Annotated in this window: 18 protein-coding genes; 10 read left to right on the top strand and 8 right to left on the bottom strand. The window is 44.2% G+C overall.

Annotated elements, in window-relative coordinates; translation table 11 throughout:
- Positions 1–170: 170 nt before the first annotated feature.
- Both B4F66_RS02290 and B4F66_RS02285 read right to left on the bottom strand, forming a co-directional pair.
- Positions 171–830 (bottom strand): hypothetical protein, encoded by a 660-nt coding sequence (locus tag B4F66_RS02290; protein ID WP_292354237.1) that lies wholly within the window; start codon positions 828–830, stop codon positions 171–173.
- A gap of 12 nt (positions 831–842) precedes the next feature.
- Positions 843–2033 carry a tyrosine-type recombinase/integrase gene (locus B4F66_RS02285; RefSeq protein ID WP_292354238.1) on the bottom strand — a complete coding sequence of 397 codons (1191 nt, stop codon included), beginning with the start codon at positions 2031–2033 and terminating at the stop codon, positions 843–845.
- 614 nt (positions 2034–2647) lie between these two features.
- On the opposite strand from B4F66_RS02285, the gene B4F66_RS02280 reads away from it, so the two are divergent.
- Together B4F66_RS02280 and B4F66_RS02275 are read left to right on the top strand one after the other, a co-directional pair.
- The gene (locus tag B4F66_RS02280; RefSeq protein ID WP_292354240.1) at positions 2648–3628 is read left to right on the top strand and encodes a DnaJ C-terminal domain-containing protein; all 981 of its coding nucleotides are present in this window, start codon (positions 2648–2650) and stop codon (positions 3626–3628) included.
- Positions 3625–3927, top strand: coding sequence for a chaperone modulator CbpM (locus B4F66_RS02275; RefSeq protein ID WP_292354242.1), 303 nt, complete (start codon positions 3625–3627; stop codon positions 3925–3927). Before B4F66_RS02280 ends, B4F66_RS02275 begins: the two co-directional genes overlap by 4 nt.
- A 388-nt stretch (positions 3928–4315) precedes the next feature.
- Here the strand turns inward: B4F66_RS02275 and B4F66_RS02270 are convergent, their stop codons facing one another.
- Positions 4316–5203 carry a LysR family transcriptional regulator gene (locus B4F66_RS02270; protein WP_292354244.1) on the bottom strand — a complete coding sequence of 296 codons (888 nt, stop codon included), beginning with the start codon at positions 5201–5203 and terminating at the stop codon, positions 4316–4318.
- Between the two features lie 92 nt (positions 5204–5295).
- Between B4F66_RS02270 and B4F66_RS02265 the strand changes: the two genes are divergently transcribed.
- Genes B4F66_RS02265 through B4F66_RS02250 form a run of 4 tightly spaced genes read left to right on the top strand, consistent with a single transcriptional unit; the run spans position 5296 to position 10947 of the window.
- Positions 5296–6858 carry an NADH-quinone oxidoreductase subunit L gene (locus B4F66_RS02265; protein WP_292354246.1) on the top strand — a complete coding sequence of 521 codons (1563 nt, stop codon included), beginning with the start codon at positions 5296–5298 and terminating at the stop codon, positions 6856–6858.
- On the top strand, positions 6855–9242 hold the full coding sequence (locus B4F66_RS02260; protein WP_292354248.1) for a YbcC family protein: 2388 nt from the start codon (positions 6855–6857) through the stop codon (positions 9240–9242). Before B4F66_RS02265 ends, B4F66_RS02260 begins: the two co-directional genes overlap by 4 nt.
- Positions 9242–10162: a sulfate adenylyltransferase subunit CysD gene (gene cysD, locus B4F66_RS02255; RefSeq protein WP_292354250.1), complete on the top strand. Its 921-nt coding sequence runs from the start codon at positions 9242–9244 to the stop codon at positions 10160–10162. Before B4F66_RS02260 ends, cysD begins: the two co-directional genes overlap by 1 nt.
- Entirely contained in the window at positions 10159–10947 is a 789-nt protein-coding gene (locus B4F66_RS02250; protein WP_292354251.1) for a DUF6671 family protein, read from the top strand. The genes cysD and B4F66_RS02250 overlap by 4 nt, the downstream gene beginning before the upstream one ends.
- 118 nt (positions 10948–11065) lie before the next feature.
- Here B4F66_RS02250 and tpiA read toward each other — a convergent pair whose 3' ends face one another.
- The 4 genes from tpiA to B4F66_RS02230 form a co-directional block, all read right to left on the bottom strand.
- On the bottom strand, positions 11066–11941 hold the full coding sequence (gene tpiA / locus B4F66_RS02245; RefSeq protein ID WP_292354253.1) for a triose-phosphate isomerase: 876 nt from the start codon (positions 11939–11941) through the stop codon (positions 11066–11068).
- Between the two features lie 44 nt (positions 11942–11985).
- Positions 11986–12990 (bottom strand): class 1 fructose-bisphosphatase, encoded by a 1005-nt coding sequence (locus tag B4F66_RS02240; protein WP_292354255.1) that lies wholly within the window; start codon positions 12988–12990, stop codon positions 11986–11988.
- Positions 12991–13066: 76 nt separating this feature from the next.
- On the bottom strand, positions 13067–14137 hold the full coding sequence (gene fba, locus B4F66_RS02235) for a class II fructose-bisphosphate aldolase (RefSeq protein ID WP_292354257.1): 1071 nt from the start codon (positions 14135–14137) through the stop codon (positions 13067–13069).
- Between the two features lie 188 nt (positions 14138–14325).
- Complete coding sequence (locus tag B4F66_RS02230) at positions 14326–14847, bottom strand: ankyrin repeat domain-containing protein (protein WP_292354259.1); 522 nt, start codon at positions 14845–14847, stop codon at positions 14326–14328.
- 175 nt (positions 14848–15022) lie between these two features.
- Between B4F66_RS02230 and B4F66_RS02225 the strand changes: the two genes are divergently transcribed.
- Positions 15023–15196: a YqaE/Pmp3 family membrane protein gene (locus B4F66_RS02225; protein ID WP_014705602.1), complete on the top strand. Its 174-nt coding sequence runs from the start codon at positions 15023–15025 to the stop codon at positions 15194–15196.
- Positions 15197–15288: 92 nt separating this feature from the next.
- On the opposite strand, the gene B4F66_RS02220 is transcribed toward B4F66_RS02225, so the two are convergent.
- Positions 15289–15429 (bottom strand): entericidin A/B family lipoprotein, encoded by a 141-nt coding sequence (locus tag B4F66_RS02220; protein ID WP_292354261.1) that lies wholly within the window; start codon positions 15427–15429, stop codon positions 15289–15291.
- Positions 15430–15891: 462 nt separating this feature from the next.
- Between B4F66_RS02220 and B4F66_RS02215 the strand changes: the two genes are divergently transcribed.
- The 3 genes from B4F66_RS02215 to B4F66_RS02205 are packed head-to-tail and all read left to right on the top strand — an operon-like array spanning position 15892 to position 18281.
- Positions 15892–16353 (top strand): FecR domain-containing protein, encoded by a 462-nt coding sequence (locus B4F66_RS02215; protein WP_292354263.1) that lies wholly within the window; start codon positions 15892–15894, stop codon positions 16351–16353.
- Positions 16350–16919, top strand: a complete 570-nt coding sequence (locus tag B4F66_RS02210; protein WP_292402400.1) for an OmpA family protein — start codon at positions 16350–16352, stop codon at positions 16917–16919. Before B4F66_RS02215 ends, B4F66_RS02210 begins: the two co-directional genes overlap by 4 nt.
- A 15-nt stretch (positions 16920–16934) precedes the next feature.
- Entirely contained in the window at positions 16935–18281 is a 1347-nt protein-coding gene (locus tag B4F66_RS02205; RefSeq protein WP_292354267.1) for a TolC family outer membrane protein, read from the top strand.
- Positions 18282–18458 lie beyond the last annotated feature (177 nt).

The following is an 18458-nucleotide window of genomic DNA, read 5'->3' as shown; positions in this document are numbered from 1 at the left end:
TCTAAAGAATTAGTGGCGATTCATGAGTTCTATTATTTAGTAGTTCTCGAGTACGATTGAGCTGATCACCAAAAGCAAAAATAAAGGTATTTTCTGGAAGTTGCGATTCGAAAAAGTCGAAATTTTCATCGTATGTGTTAACACGATATTCATAGGTCATTAAAGCTCACCTAATTGTTGATGAGAAGATAGGATCGCTCTCTGGCTTTGTCGGGATTTGCTTCTGAAAACTCAATCAAAGACATCAGATTTTCAGCCCTTTTAAGTTCTACATATCCTTTCAAACAGAAAAAAGCACAAATCATAAAAACGAGGGTCACAACTACAAAGCTAAGACCAGTTTCCAAGCCATCATTTTCAAATATCCATGGAAAGCTGATAAAAACTATTAGAGTACTAAAGCTAAGGAAGAAATAAGAGCCAACATTAAAACGTTTACGCCATTTCCTATATATTGGCTTTTGAAAATAACCTCGAAATTCTGGCTTATTGGATGAATATGGAAACTCAATCCAATAGTGTGAATCGGCATAAAGTGAAAGGGCTTCAGAAGGTGAGACTAACTTCAAGAGGTAAGATATTTCCCTCCAGGAAATAGGCCTTCCATATTTCGTTTCGATAATTTGTTCAATAAGAAACTTTTGATTGGCGTTCTTATCCGACAAAATTGTTAATAAAAGTTGAATCTCTTCATGTTTAAGCTTTCGGACCGTTTCAGTATCAACTTTAAATTTATAGTAAAGGCGGGATATAAGCATTCCAGCTAAAAGTAATACGCTTGGAACTCCATAACTTTGAGCTATATCTGTAATTGCATTCCATGGCAGCATCCTACTTATCCTTTAATCTATTGAGGCAGCTTGTTTGATGAAGTTAGTTATTTTTTGCATGGGCTCTCTTAGTCTATCAACATTACTGATTATATAGCCCGCTGTAACATCTCTTGGATCTTTATGATTTACTAACCGTTTTAAAGCATAAGCAGGAATATCGATACTTTCTGCAATTGTCAAAAAAGTTCTTCTGAGGTCGTGAAGTTTAAACTCTACGCCTGATAACTCGTAAACTCGAAGTAAAGACTTACGTGGATCTTGTATGTAACCTGTTTTCGAGTCACTTGGAAATACATAATAACCTTGTCTGGATTCGTATCTTCTTCGAAGTAATGATTCTAAAAAATCAGATAAGGGGAGGGTGTGAGCTTCTCCATTCTTTGTTTCTTCAATAGTGAATGTCAGATCTTCAAAATCAATTTGGTGCCATTGTAGCTTTGCTGCTTCCGATCGTCTTAAGCCTGTAAATAACAGGAAATGCAGATAATCTCTGGTTGTTTCATAATTCAATTGAAGTGTGGCTTGATACCAGGCTGAAAGCTGATGTGGTTTAATCAGCGTTTTACGTCTCTCAACTTTATACCATGCTCGAATTTGGCTCAGCCGTTCAACCGGATTAACCAAAATGATCGGATTGCCATTAGCATCTTCAAATTTGTTTTTGGCATGGTTGATAAAGGCTTTTAACACTCTCATAGATCCGTCAGCTCTAGCATGGCTTTTTTTGCCTAACTCTCTATGCCGTTTTTCCACCATATCTTTAGTGATTTCAGCAATGGGTTTTTTCTGCCAGTCAGCAAATGATGTATCTATGTGTCGGGTGTAATCGTGAATAGTGCTTTCACTGAGATCTTTTCGAGTGGCTAAGTAATCTCGAAAGACTTCTATCAAGGTAATGGAACGAGCATTCTTTTCCCGTTTTTCTGAGAGGGGATCTCTGCCTGTGGCGACTTGCCCTAAAATGTTCATCGCTTGGGTACGAGCTTGTTCAACGGTTAAATTACCGTAGCGACCTAGCGTAATGCGTTTAACACGGCCATTAATGCGTTTTTCAACGATGAAGGATTTAGCCCCATTACTGGTAATTCTCAGAGCAAAGCCAGGAATAGAATCGTCTCGATAGAAGCTCTGTGTAGACACTTGGCCAGGTTTTGGAGTGGGTGGAAGCGTCTTGTCTACAAATGATTTTGTGATCCTCATGAGTGTCTACATGAGATGTTTTCATTTAAAAACAATAAGATATGGCTTGTGTATGAAGGTTTTTGCACGTGTTTGAATCCTAGTCTTTGTAAAAAATCCCTATGGGCCCCATGTAGACACTATGTAGACAGTAGCGCTCAAATAATAGCGATTTTATGCAAAAAATGTCAAACTCGATTACATGCGAAAGTTAGATAAGTTAATGATATTAAAAGACTATCAAAGAATTTCAAATTTAGGCCCATAATTCTCATAATCCCTTGGTCCCAGGTTCGAGTCCTGGTGGGCCCACCATATAAATCAAAGCCTTAGTGCTAATTTTAGCGCTGAGGCTTTTTTGTTTTTATTTCATGTAGACAAACTCCGTGTTTTACGTTCGTGAAGAAATTAATGCTTCAATTAGCAGCCTCAGCTATCCGGAGCAAAGGTTTCATCAATCTCGTTGAATTTAGAGAAGCACGTCCATCCATAAGGCTTTAATTTTCTATTTCTTGAGTCGCTACGGATTGGCTGGACAGCTTTTATTTCGAAGCAGATACTTGGAACTGTGTGATTTAAGAACAAAAGTGCTCACTATAAGTTAATGCTTTTTAATCAAAACAAGAGGGATGAGCATGGAGTACAAGGACTATTACAAAATTATGGGCCTGTCTAAAGATGCGTCCCAAGAAGAAATCAAACGTACCTATCGTAAGTTAGCGCGTAAATATCATCCTGATGTCAGTAAAGAAAAAGATGCTGAGGAGAAATTCAAAGAAGTTGGTGAAGCTTACGAGGTCTTAAAAGATCCTGAGAAGCGTGCAGCTTATGATCAATTAAGTGCTGCTGGCTGGCAAGCTGGGCAAACTGGCTTTGAGCCTCCGCCTGACTGGAATGCAGGCTTTGAGTTTCATGGTGGTGGTTCAGGTGGAAATACTTTTGGAGATGCTGATTTCAGTGACTTTTTTGAAAATCTATTTGGACAAGCTGGGGCCAGGCATCAATACAACGCGAGTGGTCATGGACGTTCCGCATATCAAGCTAGGGGACGAGATACTCACGCCAAAGTGTTTATCGACATTGAAGACGCCTACCGAGGCGCTTCCCGGAGTCTCACCATAAAATCGACGGTACTCGATAAAAATGGTCACCCTGAATTAAAAAATCGTACGCTCAATGTCAAAATACCCAAAGGGGTTAAGCAAGGACAGTACATCAGGTTGCAAGGACAAGGCAGTGTTGGCACTGGTGGCGGTTCATCGGGCGATTTATATCTGGAAATAGAATTCAATCCACACTCTCACTATCAAGTAGATGGTTCAGATGTCACGCTGGAATTACCAATTACACCTTGGGAAGCAGCGCTTGGCAGTAAAATAAATCTACCGACACCTGGGGGCAATGTTGAACTCAAGATCCCAGAAGGATCGTCCAGCGGTAAACGGATGCGTCTTAAGGGGAGAGGCATTCCAAGCAAATCTCCTGGTGATTTTTATGTCATTTTAGAAATTGCCATGCCTGAACAATTGAGTGACAAAGAAAAGTCTTTATATCAGGAGCTCAAAAAAGCATCGTCCAATTTCAATCCTCGTTATAAGTTAGGGGGTATAAGATGAATAATGATGTTATTGAATCATATACTGGGATCATTGTAGATGACGGCGAACCGGTGTCATTGATTAAGCTGAGTCACTGTTGTGATTTGTCGGTAGAGGAAATTTTAACAATGGTAGAGTATGGCGTTATCGAGCCATTGAATTTTCAAACAAGTCACATCCGTTGGGAGTTTAATAGTAGTAGTATCGTGCGGGTAAATATTGCCACTCGACTGCAGCGTGACCTTGAGGTGAATTTGGCGGGTGCCGCACTGGCACTTGAACTATTGGATGAGATAAAAACGCTGCGTTCTACTTAAAGTTTAGTCTTAATAGTAATGTGGCATTTCAATTTTTTGGTGCGTTCTTGATGCAGGAAAACTGTAAAACCTGAAATAAAACCACCTACTTTTTAACTTTTTTGAATAGTGATGCTCTGCGGGAATTTTGCGGGGATAAGTTATCAAAAGTTATGCGTTGTGGTGCAAAATACGCAACGAGTGCATCAGTAAAGTTTAATAAAAACATTAGCTTAATGTTGTATTTCAAAACTGATAATCCCATGGTCCCAGGTTCGAGTCCTGGGGGGGGCACCAATTACACTAAGCGGTTAGTCGATTTTCGGTTAACCGCTTTTTTGTCTGCGGGTTTTTTGCATGGGATTAACCGGAAGTTCTCTATGACACTTCGGATAATCTAGCCCTAAAATTATTTGGCTATAATATTACTGTGAAGCAGCCTTTTGACGATATCTGGCATATAAGTGCGGCGGATGGTTATGGCATAAAAGTTTTCGAAAACATTAGGCAAAATTTGATATTCAGCTAGTCGACCACTGCTAATTTCGTCTTTGACAACGACACTAGGTAGGGCTGTAACGGCACCACTATCCCGAACCAATAATCGTAACATTGCCATATCATCGGCTTCTGCAATGATTTCGGGTTTATAACCTAAAGCGGAACAATAAGCATTGAATCCAGAACGGATTTCTGTGATCTCCGTTGGTAAAACCCATTTCAAGGCATCGTAACCATGCGGAAAGCTAGTCTTCGGTTTGTGTTCGGCCGGCCCAATGATTGAAACTGACTGTCGTGAAACCAGTTGATTTTGCCAGATGGCATCATCATTTTGCTCGTTTACCGAACGATTGGTGAGTACCAAGTCAAGTTCGTGACTGGTCAATCCATTAAGCAAGTTTGTCATCCCTCTCGTCGATAAGGTGAAGCTGACATTGGATTCCTTCAGTAAGGGGCTGATAAAAGTTTCGGTAAAGTTTCTCGAGAGAGTCGTTAATACGCCAATGTTGATATGACGCTGTGTGAATGAATCTCCTTTATTCAGGAATGATTGCAGCTCTTCACCTGTGGTAAAAATTTCATCTGCATAGTTCAGTACTTTTCTACCCATATCAGTTAGCACGAGTTGTCTGCCAACTCGGTCAAATAACTGGACATCCATAGTGTTCTCAAGCTGTTTAATTTGTTGCGATAGCGCCGACTGTGAGACATGACATTCATTGGCAGTTTGCGTGATACTGCCTGATAGCGCGATACGCCAAAAATAAAAGAGATGGTGATAGTTAATTTTAGCCATAGTTAAGTTAAACTTATCAATTAATTAATAAATATCTATTTTATTTATGTTATCGCGTTTGACATACTTCCGCCAGCTAAGGAGGTATGTTTATGAATCAATTCTTTTCCATTCTTATTCCGTTGGTTTTAGCGGCAGGGGCCTTGATTGCAGGTAACCCTAGGCTGACTGAAATCAAGCGGCAAATATTATTGCGAGCTATTTCAATTGCTTTAGGTATATCCACAATTCTGGTGGCTATTGCTTTCTTTAGAATTACGGAACAAAACTCAGAATATCTTTTAAGGCTTAATGCCATCAATCTTACCGTGTTGTTTCTGGTCAGCTTCATGGCCATCATTCTTATTAAATTTTCTGAAGGTTATATGCGTTCAGAAAAGCAATCTCATAAGTTCTGGCGCTGGTTATTACTGAGCCTGACATCGGTGTCTGTTGTTGTGCTGAGTAATAATCTGTTGTTGTTATGGTTAGGGTGGGTCTCAATCAGTCTATGTTTCCATCGCTTGCTATTGTTTTATCCTGATAGACCACGTGCTGTTTTTGCTGCACATAAAAAATTCATTCTCGCGCGGCTGGCTGAGGCATGTCTTCTGGGGGCTGTCCTCCTGCTATATTCTCATCATGGTACTTTCCAGCTGAACGTCATACTTGACCATTACCAGGGGTTGGCGACGACATATGAGTTGAGTTTTATTGAAAAGCTGGCCGCTTTTCTGATTGCACAAACCGCCTTAATCAAGTGTGCTCAGCTGCCTCTGCATGGCTGGCTGATACAGGTTGTTGAAGCACCGACGCCTATCAGTGCGCTTTTACATGCCGGTATTATTAATCTGGGTGGTTTTCTGCTTATCAGTTTTGCGCCACTGATGGCACTGGCACCGGTCGCCCAGTGGACGCTAATTATTGTTGCTGGCCTGAGCACGTTGATAAGTGCACTGGTGATGGTGACCAGAATCAGCATCAAAGTCCGGCTTGCCTGGTCTACCTGTGCCCAGATGGGACTGATGCTGATTGAATGCGCGCTGGGTCTTTATGAACTGGCATTACTGCACTTGATTACACACTCACTGTACAAGGCCTATGCTTTCCTGAGCACCGGCGAAGCAGTCCATGACTTTGGTCTCAAGCAGTTGGCACCGCAGAAAAAGGTCAGTTTTGAAAGTGCTGTTATCTGTCTCTCTCTGGCCGTCGCCGTTACGGCCGCTATTCCATTGTTAACAAGCTATGACGGGCCACTCAGTGTCTGGCTGCTGGTCAATACAGCGCTAGCTCTGTATCTGGTTTCGGCGTTTAACCAAAGCAATAAACGGGCTTGGTTACCGGCGCTGGTCATCGCTGCTGGTTTGTTGGGTTTCTATTTGGCTGGGAAGTCTTTGCTCGGGAATATGTTTTCATCATTAACTCACACCAACATGTTCTCAGCCATGGATATCTGGCTGATGATCTTGTTCTTGTGCCTGTTTGCGCTGACCGTGCAGATAAGGCTTTTTCCTCAGGCCAAACAGACACAAACCCTCTATCGCTGGTTATTTTCCGGCTTATATCTGGATGAAATGATGACGCGGCTGACCCTTCAGCTCTGGCCGGTCGTACTGCGTCCCAAAATCAAGCAAAGCAAGACGGAACAACAATCTATAGAGGAGTCATGGGTATGATTGAAGCAAAAGCAGAGTCGGTCAATGAAGCGAGTAGTGAACAACTTTCAGCCATCCACAATGCCTGCGCCCTGATTGCGCCCAGCTGGCCTTTAGATCGTTTCATCGCTGTTAATGCCTTATGGGAATGTCGTCATCATCCCATAGAGTTGGTTTCCGCCAGGCTCGCGGCTCTGGCTGACGTCAAAACGACCTTGTCTGCAGATGAATTACTAACCCGTTATGACAAGGGCGAGATTTCGGACTCATCGCTGACGACAGCGGCAAAAGCCTATAAAACAACAACCGATATCGAATCACTGAAAGCGGGTTTGAAACAGCCCGGGCCTGATGTCTGGCTAAGTATTGCTGAAATTGCAGATTTGAGTCGAGATCACCACAAGATGCGCTGGCAGGATGAAACGGTGCATCAAATCAGTCAGTTTTGTGGCGAATTTATTAATCAACATACAGATAACCTGGAAAGCCTTTATTCCCGCTGGCTTGATTTCACCACGCATGATTACGGAATGTCCTTGCTGATGGGCGAAAAACATCTTCGGGAAGCGTTTTTAGACCTGCCTGGTGATTTTGAAAGCCTGTTTGCAGAAGTTGCGGCTGAATTTGAACTCGGCCCCTACGAACTGGAGCTTTACGCACATATGCTGTTGCTAAGTATCAACGGCTGGGCCAGTTACTTCTCATGGCAGCGTTGGGAAAAGACATTACTGAGACAGGAAAGCCAGTATGTGGAGTCTCTACTTGCCATCAGAATGGCCTGGGATCTTATCGTATGGCGTCAGTTAAAAAATAAAGAGACGAAAACAGACTTTCGTACACTGAAGGCACGATGGGTACAACAGAAGTTCCAAATCAACGAACTCATTGATGAGCATGTAGAGCATCTTCGTTTTTTTTGGGTTTGGATGCATGCAGCGGAACTGGAATACCAGAAAAAGCTGCACAAGATTTTGAAAACTCCAGCACGGCCCGGTCAGGCTACCCCAGTGTTGCAGGCAGCATTCTGCATTGACGTTCGTTCCGAACGTTTCAGAAGATCACTTGAAAATCAGAGTCAGGCAATTCAGACCATCGGCTTTGCCGGATTCTATGGGCTGCCAATCAGTTATCAGCCTGCAGACACACCGACAGTGCGTCCTCAGTTACCCGGTCTGGTTGCACCGGCCATCAAGGTCAGTGAGAAAAAAGCGCGTCAGGATCAGCTTCACAACCTATACACGCTGAGCCACTGGAAGAGTTGGGGCAACTCCTCCGTATCGGCGTTCACCATGGTCGAAACTGTGGGCTGGACATATGCGTTCAAGCTACTTAAGGACAATTTTCTCCGCAAGAAAAAAGAGAACCTGATTGATTCACTCAGTCACCATCATGACTGGGAACTACTGAGCCAGGACCAGCCCCTCAGTCTTGAAGAGAAAACCAGTCTGGTCAGTGGCGTACTGAAAGGCATGGGGCTTACCCGGCAGTTTGCTCCGACCGTACTCTTGCTAGGTCATGGCAGTGAGACGCGCAATAATCTCCATGCCTCGGGTCTCGATTGCGGTGCCTGTGGCGGGCAGACCGGTGAGGTCAATGTGCGAGTACTGGCGAGTCTGCTCAATGACGCGTCAATAAGACAGAAGCTGGTAGAAGAGGGCATTCAGATTCCCAAAAAGACACGTTTTGTTGCCGGTTTGCATAACACAACTACGGATGAAGTGAGTTGCTTCGGGGAAATCGACACTGATATCGAGGCTTGGTTGAAACAGGCTTCCAACGCTACGCGTCGTGAACGCGCAGCGACGATAGAGGCGGGACTGCAGGAGCTTGATGACAAGAAACTGGAGAAAGCGCTGTCAAATCGTGCCAGAGACTGGTCAGAAGTCCGCCCTGAATGGGGACTAGCCAACAACGCCGTGTTTATTGTGGCACCACGTGACAGGACTCGAGCATTGCCACTTGATGGGCGAGCATTCCTGCATGATTACGACTGGCATCAGGATCCGGATGCCGCGTTACTGGAGCAGATCATGACTGCACCGATGGTGGTGACGCACTGGATAAACATGCAATACAACTTGTCCGTGGTTGATAACGACTTCTTCGGTAGTGGTAACAAGCTGCTTCACAATGCAGTGAATCAGCATATCGGGGTTTTTGAGGGGAATGGCGGGGATTTGCGGATTGGCTTGCCTTTCCAGTCAATCCACGACGGGAATGAATGGCGTCATCAACCACTCAGACTCTGCGTTTACATTGCTGCTCCAAAAGCGGCGATAGAAAACGTTATCGCCTCACATGAAACAGTTCGACAGCTAGTGGATAACAACTGGTTATTTCTGTTTTGCTGGAATGATGACAACAGCATTGAACGTTATCGTCCCGATTACTGGGAGCTGGTGTAATGAAAACACTCAACCACCTACAGCAACTGGAAGCCGAAAGCATTCATATCATGCGTGAAGTGGCTGCTGGTTTTGAAAACCCCTGCATGTTTTATTCAATCGGTAAGGATTCAACTGTCATGCTGCACCTCGCCCGTAAAGCATTTGCACCCGGCAAAGTACCATTTACGCTGTTACATATTGATACGACCTGGGAATTCGCTGAAATGGCCAGTTTCCGTGATCGACTGATTGATAAGCATGATCTGGATCTCATCGTGCATATCAATGAGGCTGCTTTGGCCGAAGGTGTTCATCCGATTGCCTCTGGTTCTGTGATCTATAATGATTTGATGAAAACGGTCGCCCTCAAGCAGGCACTGGATAAGCATGGTTTTGATGCAGCACTAGGCGGAGCTCGCCGTGATGAAGAGCGCTCCAGAGCTAAAGAAAGAATCTTCTCAATCAGAAACACTTCACATCGGTGGGATCCGAAATCGCAGCGTCCCGAGCTCTGGAACATTTACAACACCAGGATCAATTCCAAAGAAACGGTACGGGTTTTCCCCTTATCTAACTGGACTGAGCTGGATATCTGGATGTACATCTTCAAAGAAAACATCGATATCGTTCCACTCTATTTCGCCAAACCCAGACTTTCATGGGTGGATGAGGGAACCGGCCAGATTCTGGGACTTGATGATCAACGTGTCTTGCCTTATCTCACGGACTCAGAAAAAGCCAGCATAGAAGAACGCTGGATACGCTTCCGAACGCTCGGTTGTTACCCCCAGACCGGGGCGGTTGAAAGTCGGTCTGAAACAGTGGGCGATATCATTATTGAAATGATGAACTCACGAACCAGTGAGCGGCAGGGCAGAATGCTGGATAAAGATCAGGCCAACTCTATGGAGAGAAAAAAGCAGGAGGGTTATTTTTGAAAACGGTAGCTCTTCTAACCAAACATCGTAAATCTCAACAACTGGCACCGGTTTTGTATGAGATTGGTATCGAACTGGTAGAAATCGACTTTTTTGATACCGATCAGCTTGGCACTTTCTCTGGGGAAATACCCAGAAAATTATCTCCCAGAGAATGTGCCTTAGTAAAAGCCAAAAAAGCAGTAGAACTGAGTGGTATTAACGTTGGACTCGGTAGCGAAGGCAGCTTTGGTGGTGGTCCGCTGGAGGGCTTTATGAGCTGGAATCAGGAAATAATTTGCCTGTTTCAGAAAGAACCAGAACTGATAATTTTTGCCCAAGCTGAGGGGCCGACACCACTTAGGGAGCTAACTGCAGAGTCATTAGAAGATTTGAAACAAAAATTGGCTGACTTTGAGAGACAGAAATGGATACTTACCTGCCCGGATGGCATTTTGAAAGGACTCTCAGACACCGAAGTTATTGCTATACATCAAACACCCTATACAGAATGGCCTGTTTATCTGACACCTGATCTCAGAGCAATGAATTCTCCACTCAGACAGATTATGCTGCAAAAAGCTGCTTTAAACCTCGCAGAGCGGCTACAGAGTAAATGTCCGAATTGTGCAGAAATGGATTTTTGGCCTGACGTTAGAGAATTTGGACCGACTTGTGCGTTATGCGGCCAGCCTACCAATGAAGTCAAGGCGCTGGTGAGTTGTTGCAAATCATGTGGTTACAGTGAGTCAGAGCTTAAAAATTTAAATGGAAATCCAGCCTGCTGTAATTACTGTAATCCATAGCAAGAAGAGTCAAATTTATGGTGTTATTTCACTAATAGACCACAACACTGTTACTTATTACGAGAGGTTTTGGGAAAACCCACCTTAAAACAGGATTCCAGAAGCTTTATTCTCAAGTTCATAATCCCTTGTTAGTCCCAGCTTCGAGTTCTGGTGGGATATTCATATGGCCAGGCTGGCAAGTGTAGGATTGAGTCGCACCAAAACAGATTTGGATAAATTCCTCGGCGTCGAGTGAAGCGCCACCGATAAGGCCGCCGTCAACATCTGCTTGGCAGAAGATTGCCGCAGCATTATGGGCTTTGACGCTACCACCATAAATAATTCGAACAGTTTCACTGCTGGCCTGGTCATGTTTGGCAATTCGCTGACGCATAAAGCTGTGTACACTCTGAGCCCATTCCGGTGTAGCAGATTTGCCGGAGCCGATAGCCCATACAGGTTCATAGGCCAGCACTACATTGGCTAATGCTTTTGGCCCTTTATGAGCAATTAAAATATCCAGTAAGCGAGCAATCACTTCCTCCGTCTTGCCTGATTCATAGTCATCTTCTGTTTCGCCGATGCAGATAATTGGAGTGAGATCATTGTTGATTGCCTGGGCATATTTTTCAGCGACAATTTGATCTAAAACATACTGATCGAGTTCCAGCTTTTCATACAGGCAACGACGTTCTGAGTGGCCAATTAAAACGTAGTGACAGCCAAAGCCTTTAATCATCGAAGCCGAAATCTCACCGGTATAAGGTCCTTCATCATAGGCAGAGACATTTTGGGTGCCCCATTGAAGTCTGGAACCGGACAGCACTTCCTGTGCTTCTCTGAGATACACTGATGGCGGAAACAGAGCGATATCTATTGGTAGGGCGTTTTCACTGCTGGACAGGATGCTGTCAAGCATATGGGCGCTGTGTAAAATATTCTGGAGTAATGTTCGTGGGCTTTCGGTTGGATTGTTCATTTTCCAATTTCCGGCCACCAATGGTTTACGCATAATGTTTACACCTTAGATAAAACGGTTTGGATCACTGGTACTGTTTACGCTTGCTGATGGTAATCAACCACCCGTTCAACTTCATTTTTTGAGCCGAGAATGACCGGTATACGTTGATGAATACTCTCAGGCTGAATATCCAGAATGCGTTGTCGGCCAGTGGAGCAAAGACCTCCGGCCTGCTCAATAATAAAGCCGATTGGATTGGCTTCGTACATCAAACGCAACTTGCCACCTTTGTCTGGCTCACGCTGATCAAGTGGGTAAAGGAAGATGCCGCCTCGGGTCAGAATTCGATACGCTTCAGCGACCATAGAAGCGACCCAGCGCATATTAAAATCCTTGCCGCGAGGGCCTTGTCTGCCTCGCATGCATTCATCAATGTAACGTTGCACAGGCGCTTCCCAGAAACGCTGATTGGACATATTGATGGCAAATTCCTGCGAATCTTCGGGAATGGTCATATTGCGATGGGTCAGCACAAACTCCCCGATATCCGGATCCAAAGTAAAGCCATTAACACCATGCCCTGTGGTGAGAATCATCAAGGTTGAAGGACCATATAAAACAAACCCCGCACAAACCTGATGGTTGCCTGGTTGCAGAAAATCTTCCAGGCTGGCATTACGACCTTCGCGGCCCTTTAATATTGAAAAGATAGTGCCTACGGTCAGGTTGATATCAATATTTGATGAACCATCCAATGGGTCAAACAGAGCGAGATATTTTCCCTTGGGGAAGTGCCCAGGTATGACAATCGGCTCATCGATTTCTTCAGAGACCATGCCACTAAGATGGCCGGTCCACTCCAGAGCATCAACCATGATGTCGTTGGTAATAATATCCAACTGCTTTTGGGTTTCACCTTGCACATTTTCACTTTCGGCACTGCCAAGCTGACCCGTCATTGCACCACGACTGACGGCATGAGTAATACGCTTGCAAGCACTGGCAATATCACTAAGCAGCATGGTGAAATCGCCAGATGCGTTGGGGATGCTGCGTTGTTGCTCAATAATAAATTGGGTCAAGCTGATATGTGGCTTCATGGTTGTTATCCTTAAAAAACGGTTACGCCATTTACTGCCAATGCCAAAAAAGGCAGAGATTTGTTACGGAGATAAATCAGAGATCTTTGGGGGAAAGCTCTCCTGAGGCATAACGTTTCACCATTTTTTCCAGTGAAATCACTTTGATTTTGCTGGCATGTCCTGCACTACCGAAAGCTTCATAACGGGATTGGCAGATCGCCTGCATTGCTGTGGTAGCGGCTTTATAGAATTTACGTGGATCAAAATCGCTGGCATGTTCCGGCTGACCCAGATATTGACGAATTGCACCGGTGGTAGCCATACGTAAATCGGTATCAATATTGACTTTGCGTACGCCAAATTTAATACCGGAGACGATCTCGTCAACCGGCACACCATAGGTTTGAGCAATATCACCACCGTAATTGTTAATGATTTGCAGCCAATCCTGTGGTACCGAGCTGGAGCCATGCATGACAAAGTGGGTATTTGGCAAACGTTGTTGCAACTTTTGCAGATGACTGATGGCTAACACATCAGCAGTCGGTGGCTTACTGAATTTATAGGCGCCATGGCTGGTACCAATGGCCACAGCCAGCGCGTCGACATGGGTCTGTCTGATAAATTCAACCGCTTCATCAGGATCAGTTAATAACTGACTGTGATCCAGCTTGTCATCCGAACCATGTCCGTCTTCTTCACCCATCATGCCGGTTTCCAGTGAGCCCAGACAGCCTAGTTCGCCTTCTACAGAAACTCCACAGGCATGGGCCATTTCGACCACTTTACGGGTGACGTCGACGTTATAGTCAAAAGATGAAGGTGTTTTCATATCGCTCATCAAAGAGCCATCCATCATCACTGAGCTAAAGCCGGATTGGATAGAGCGTGCACAGACCGCAGGCTCGGCTCCATGATCCTGATGCATCACAACAGGTAAATGTGGATATTGTTCTATCGCAGCTAGAATCAAATGGCGGAGAAATGGTTCACCGGCATAAGAACGTGAACCGGCCGATCCCTGCAGAATAACAGGACTGTCTACGGCGTCAGCTGCCTGCATAATAGCCTGGACCTGCTCCATGTTACTGACATTGAAAGCCGGAATCGCGAACTGTTGTTCAGCAGCATAATCCAGCAGTTGTCGCATTGATATTAACGCCATAAGCCTACCTTTTTATCTTTGCAAATCAGAGGTTTTTTGAAGCAGGATTGGCGCTGAAACTGATTTAAGCCAAAATCACGCCCTTGCCTGAATAAAAACCATAGGCAGTTTAGGCATATTTTTTGGATAAAAAGAAGTTAGATATTTTTATGAAGCGTATAAGAAAAAATTATGTTTAGGTGCAAAGACTAGCGATCGGATAATAGCTGAATACTGTCCTGGGCATTCATTGATTGCGCCAGACTCATTGCCGTCATACCTTCGGCAGATTTTAAATCAGCATTAGCGCCATGAGAGAGTAATAACTCCATGATTGCTGTTTGGTTAAACATAGCCGCAAACATCAGTGGTGTTTTTCCATCAGGAGTGGTGGCATTAACGTCCGCACCATGCTCTATCAATATTTGAGCAATATCTACATAACCTTTAAAAGCTACTCCAGCCAGCGGTGTTTGGTGGCGTAAATTCGCAAGTTCAGGATCCGCACCATGTTGCAGTAACAGTCGGGTCATTGCTTCGTGACCATTATAGGTCGCCAGCATTAACAGACTGTTGCCATTGCTGTCGCGAATATTGGGGGCCAGTCCCAGTTCCAGCGGTTTTTCTAATGCTTCAGTATTACCATGTCGTGCCAGTTCAAACAGCTGTTGCGCAAGTTCAAGTGTTTCATCATCTAGCGAAGGTTTTTGATTATCTTCGGGTTTATCCACGTGTTTATCCTTATCGATTTCTATCTGATAAAAATCTGGCAGAGTTGAGCCGACCTGTAGCTAACAACGTAATCGTCCGGATTTTAATTAAACACAGGTTAATGTGGATCAGTGAAGTGTGTCTATACTGATTGCTGGTGCAATTTATCGACGAACCAAAATAAAGGAAATCAATATGGCTTTTACCGCGACCGATCCAATCAAAATTCTGTTCGCTATTTTACTGCCGCCGTTAGGGGTGTTCCTGGAAGTTGGTTTTAAAGGACATTTTTGGTTAAGTATTTTGTTGACATTGCTCGGATTCATTCCAGGCATTATTCATGCGTTATATGTGATTTTGAAACATTAAAATTGCGATAAAAAAGCCCTGCGGAACGTTATGTCAGCAGGGCTTTTTTCTTTTAACTTAACTAAGTAGATTAGTTGAAAAAGCAGGTAAAACTAGTAGTTTTTATTTTCTTCTGCTGATTCTTCGACTGCACCACCGGCAGCCTCTACATCTTCGCCTATGCCTCCAATCGTGTTGCAAGCAGCAAGTCCAAAGATAAAAAACAAAGATAAAAATACAGCTGTAATTTTCATGTTAATTCCTTAGAAAAATGAATGTGTAAAAAGAATTAGGGAAACCCAATCTTTAAGACCAGAGCAAGCAAGCTGACCGAATTGCCTGGTAAATTTTTACCGTCAATTAAGCCGCCTACTCTGTTTGGAGCTACATTTTGTTATTGTATTTTTTCTTCACCCAGATGCTATTTATGCCGATAATGTGGCTAACAGTCAATCCAAAAGAAACGATTATTAATTGGTGTCGTGTTTATTGGTTTGAAGAAATTGAATTCATAAGCTTTTTTTTCTGTTAAATATAGTCATCTCGAAAAAAATGTGACAGAGTTCACATTGTATTGGCGGAATCTTTTTGAATAAACCATGAATCTGACCATTTTGTGATTCATGTGATTTAGAGCAATCTCGTCTTTTATAGTGTTTAAATCAAACGTTAGACTTCTTTATAACGGCTGTAACCAATGGATGGTTCTGAGAGATATGGTGCCTAAAAAAATAGTTTTAGCTTTATTATCATTCACTCTGCTTTTTAGCTCGACAGGGTATGCTCAAAGTGTGGGTGTGGTAAAAACACTGCTGGGTGATGTGCAGTTAATTCGTGCCGGTGAATTTGTTAAAGTTGGCTTGGGAGATGAAGTCTTTATTGATGATGCATTGCATACCGATAACAATAGCAGTGTAGGGATTTTGTTTAACGACAATACCCGTATCGGTGCTGGCCCCAACACCCGTTTTTCGATTGACAGTTATCATTTTGATAATCAATCACAACAAGGACAGGCAGATTTATCTATTGTTAATGGAACGCTGGCATTAGTTGGTGGCCAATTGACTGCCAAAAGACTGGATGCAGTAAAAGTCCATACACCAACGACGACGCTGACGGCTTCATGTTCAACATTATCAGTAAAAGTCGATCCACTTACTAAAGAAGCGCCATGATGCTGACACATATATTCCGAATGATATCTTTTTTGTTACTTCCCGTATTCATCACCGGATGTAGCGGTTACAGCAGTGCTGTCAATTCATTTGGTCCGGAAACACCTACTTCCGAAATGCGAGAAGAGATCGAAGCACCTATGGTGCTGACAGAGGGCGAATCACCGTTTTGTGCCAAACCGCCGGTAGAAGCAGATCCTGAAATGGAACCTGCGATGGCCGCTTTACCTGCAGAACCTTATCGCGCCCGTCTGTATTTCATCTTTGATACCAGCACGTTTACTCCAGAATCAGAAACAGAGGCTCAAAAAGTCTTTGATGAAATAAAAGCGAGACAAATTGCTGAAGCGATTGTTATCGGACATACTGATACTATGGGGTCTGAACAATATAATATTGGCTTGTCAGAACGTCGCGCACAGAGGGTTCGCCAGGAACTTATACGACGTGGCATTCCGGAAAATATCATTACAACCAAAGGTATGGGCGAATCGGAGCTGTTAATTGAGACTGCCGATGAAGTTGCTGAAGCAAGAAATCGACGTGTTGAAATAGACGTTCGCTGATGGAGTGTTGGATAGATGAACAGAAAAATTAAAGTACTCGCGCTTAGCACCACTTTGTTGACAGGTGTAACGGCTTTTTCTCCGACAATTCTGGCGCAAACGCTGGTTCAGGCCGTCGAGCAGACCATTCAAAGCAACCCTGAAATTCTGGCCGAAGCATATCGTCGATTGAGTGTGAATAAAACAATTGACCAAGCGCGTGCAGGTTACGCTCCAAAAGTTGACCTGAATTTGGGATATGGGCGTGAATATACCAAGAATCCCGCTACACGCCCCGGCAGCGAGACGCTGACGCGAGGCGAGGCCAGCATTACCGCAAAACAAATGTTATATGATGGCTTTTATACCAAAAGTGAGGTCGATCGTACTTCCGCCGCTGCCGACTCTGCCGGGTATGCAGTAACGGATATTTCTGAACGCACCAGCTTGCAGGCAATTGAAGCTTATCTTGATGTTCTGCGTCGACAGGATCTTTTGGAACTGACCCAAACCAATCTGCAATCGCATGAAACGATTTTTTCTCAGATCCAGCAACGGGCTGAGAGCGGGGTAGGCCGTCAGGCCGATGTTGAACAGGCCCAGGCACGTTTATCTTTGGCAAAGTCAAATCTTGAATCACAACTTGGCAATATCGAAGATGCCCGAACCAATTTTCAACGGGTTGTTGGAACAATGCCGGAAGATCTGAGTAACCCCGGTGATGATTGCTGCGACAAAGCCCCTGCCACGCTGGATGATGCGGTAAAAATCGCCTACAACCAGCATCCAACTCTGCGCAGCGCACTGGCGGATCATGAAGCCTCTCTGGCCCAGGAAAATGCGGCTAAATCTGCGTTTCATCCTCGTATCGATTTGGATTTGGGTGCGTCAGCAAATAACAATCTTGATGGTGAGCCAGGCAAAGATAAAGGTCTCTATGCGATGTTCCGCCTGCAATATAACCTGTTGAATGGCGGCGCAGATATGGCCCGGGTAGAACAAATTGAACATTTGAGTGAACAGCAAAAAGAGCTGATTAATAGGGCAAAACGGGAAATTGGGCTGGATGTTCGCCTGGCATGGAATGCATTGGTAAATGCTAACAATCGTTTACCGGGATTACAGCAACGGGTTGAAGCTGCCGAAAAAACCCGTGAAGCGTATGCGTCCCAGTTTCGCGTGGGGCAACGTACCTTAGTTGATTTATTAGATACTGAGAATGAATTGCTTAGCGCCGGAATTGAATATACCGAAGTCTATTATGACCGGATATACGCCTGTTACTGGCTGATGCAATCAATGGGTAAACTGCTGGAAACCATGGCTATCGAACAACGTGAAGAAGCGATTACAGTAGCCAATCAGGAAGCTGATACAGAATAATCAAAAGCGGATATCCGACTAAATCAGGATATCCGCTTCAGTCTAGGGCTTGTTGATCTTTCATCTCCGCCTCTGTTGTGAGCTGAAAAAGCGTCAATCAAGGCAAGAGGAGCGCCTTTTGTGAGATACATCCATGTATCTCACCCCATTGGGGCTTGCGCTCAAAAACGTTCATGA

The organism is Methylophaga sp. UBA3603, from assembly GCF_002375335.1.
Lineage (GTDB): Bacteria > Pseudomonadota > Gammaproteobacteria > Nitrosococcales > Methylophagaceae > Methylophaga.
Note: the sequence above shows the minus strand (reverse complement) of the source record. Positions and strands in the feature narration are given on the sequence as shown.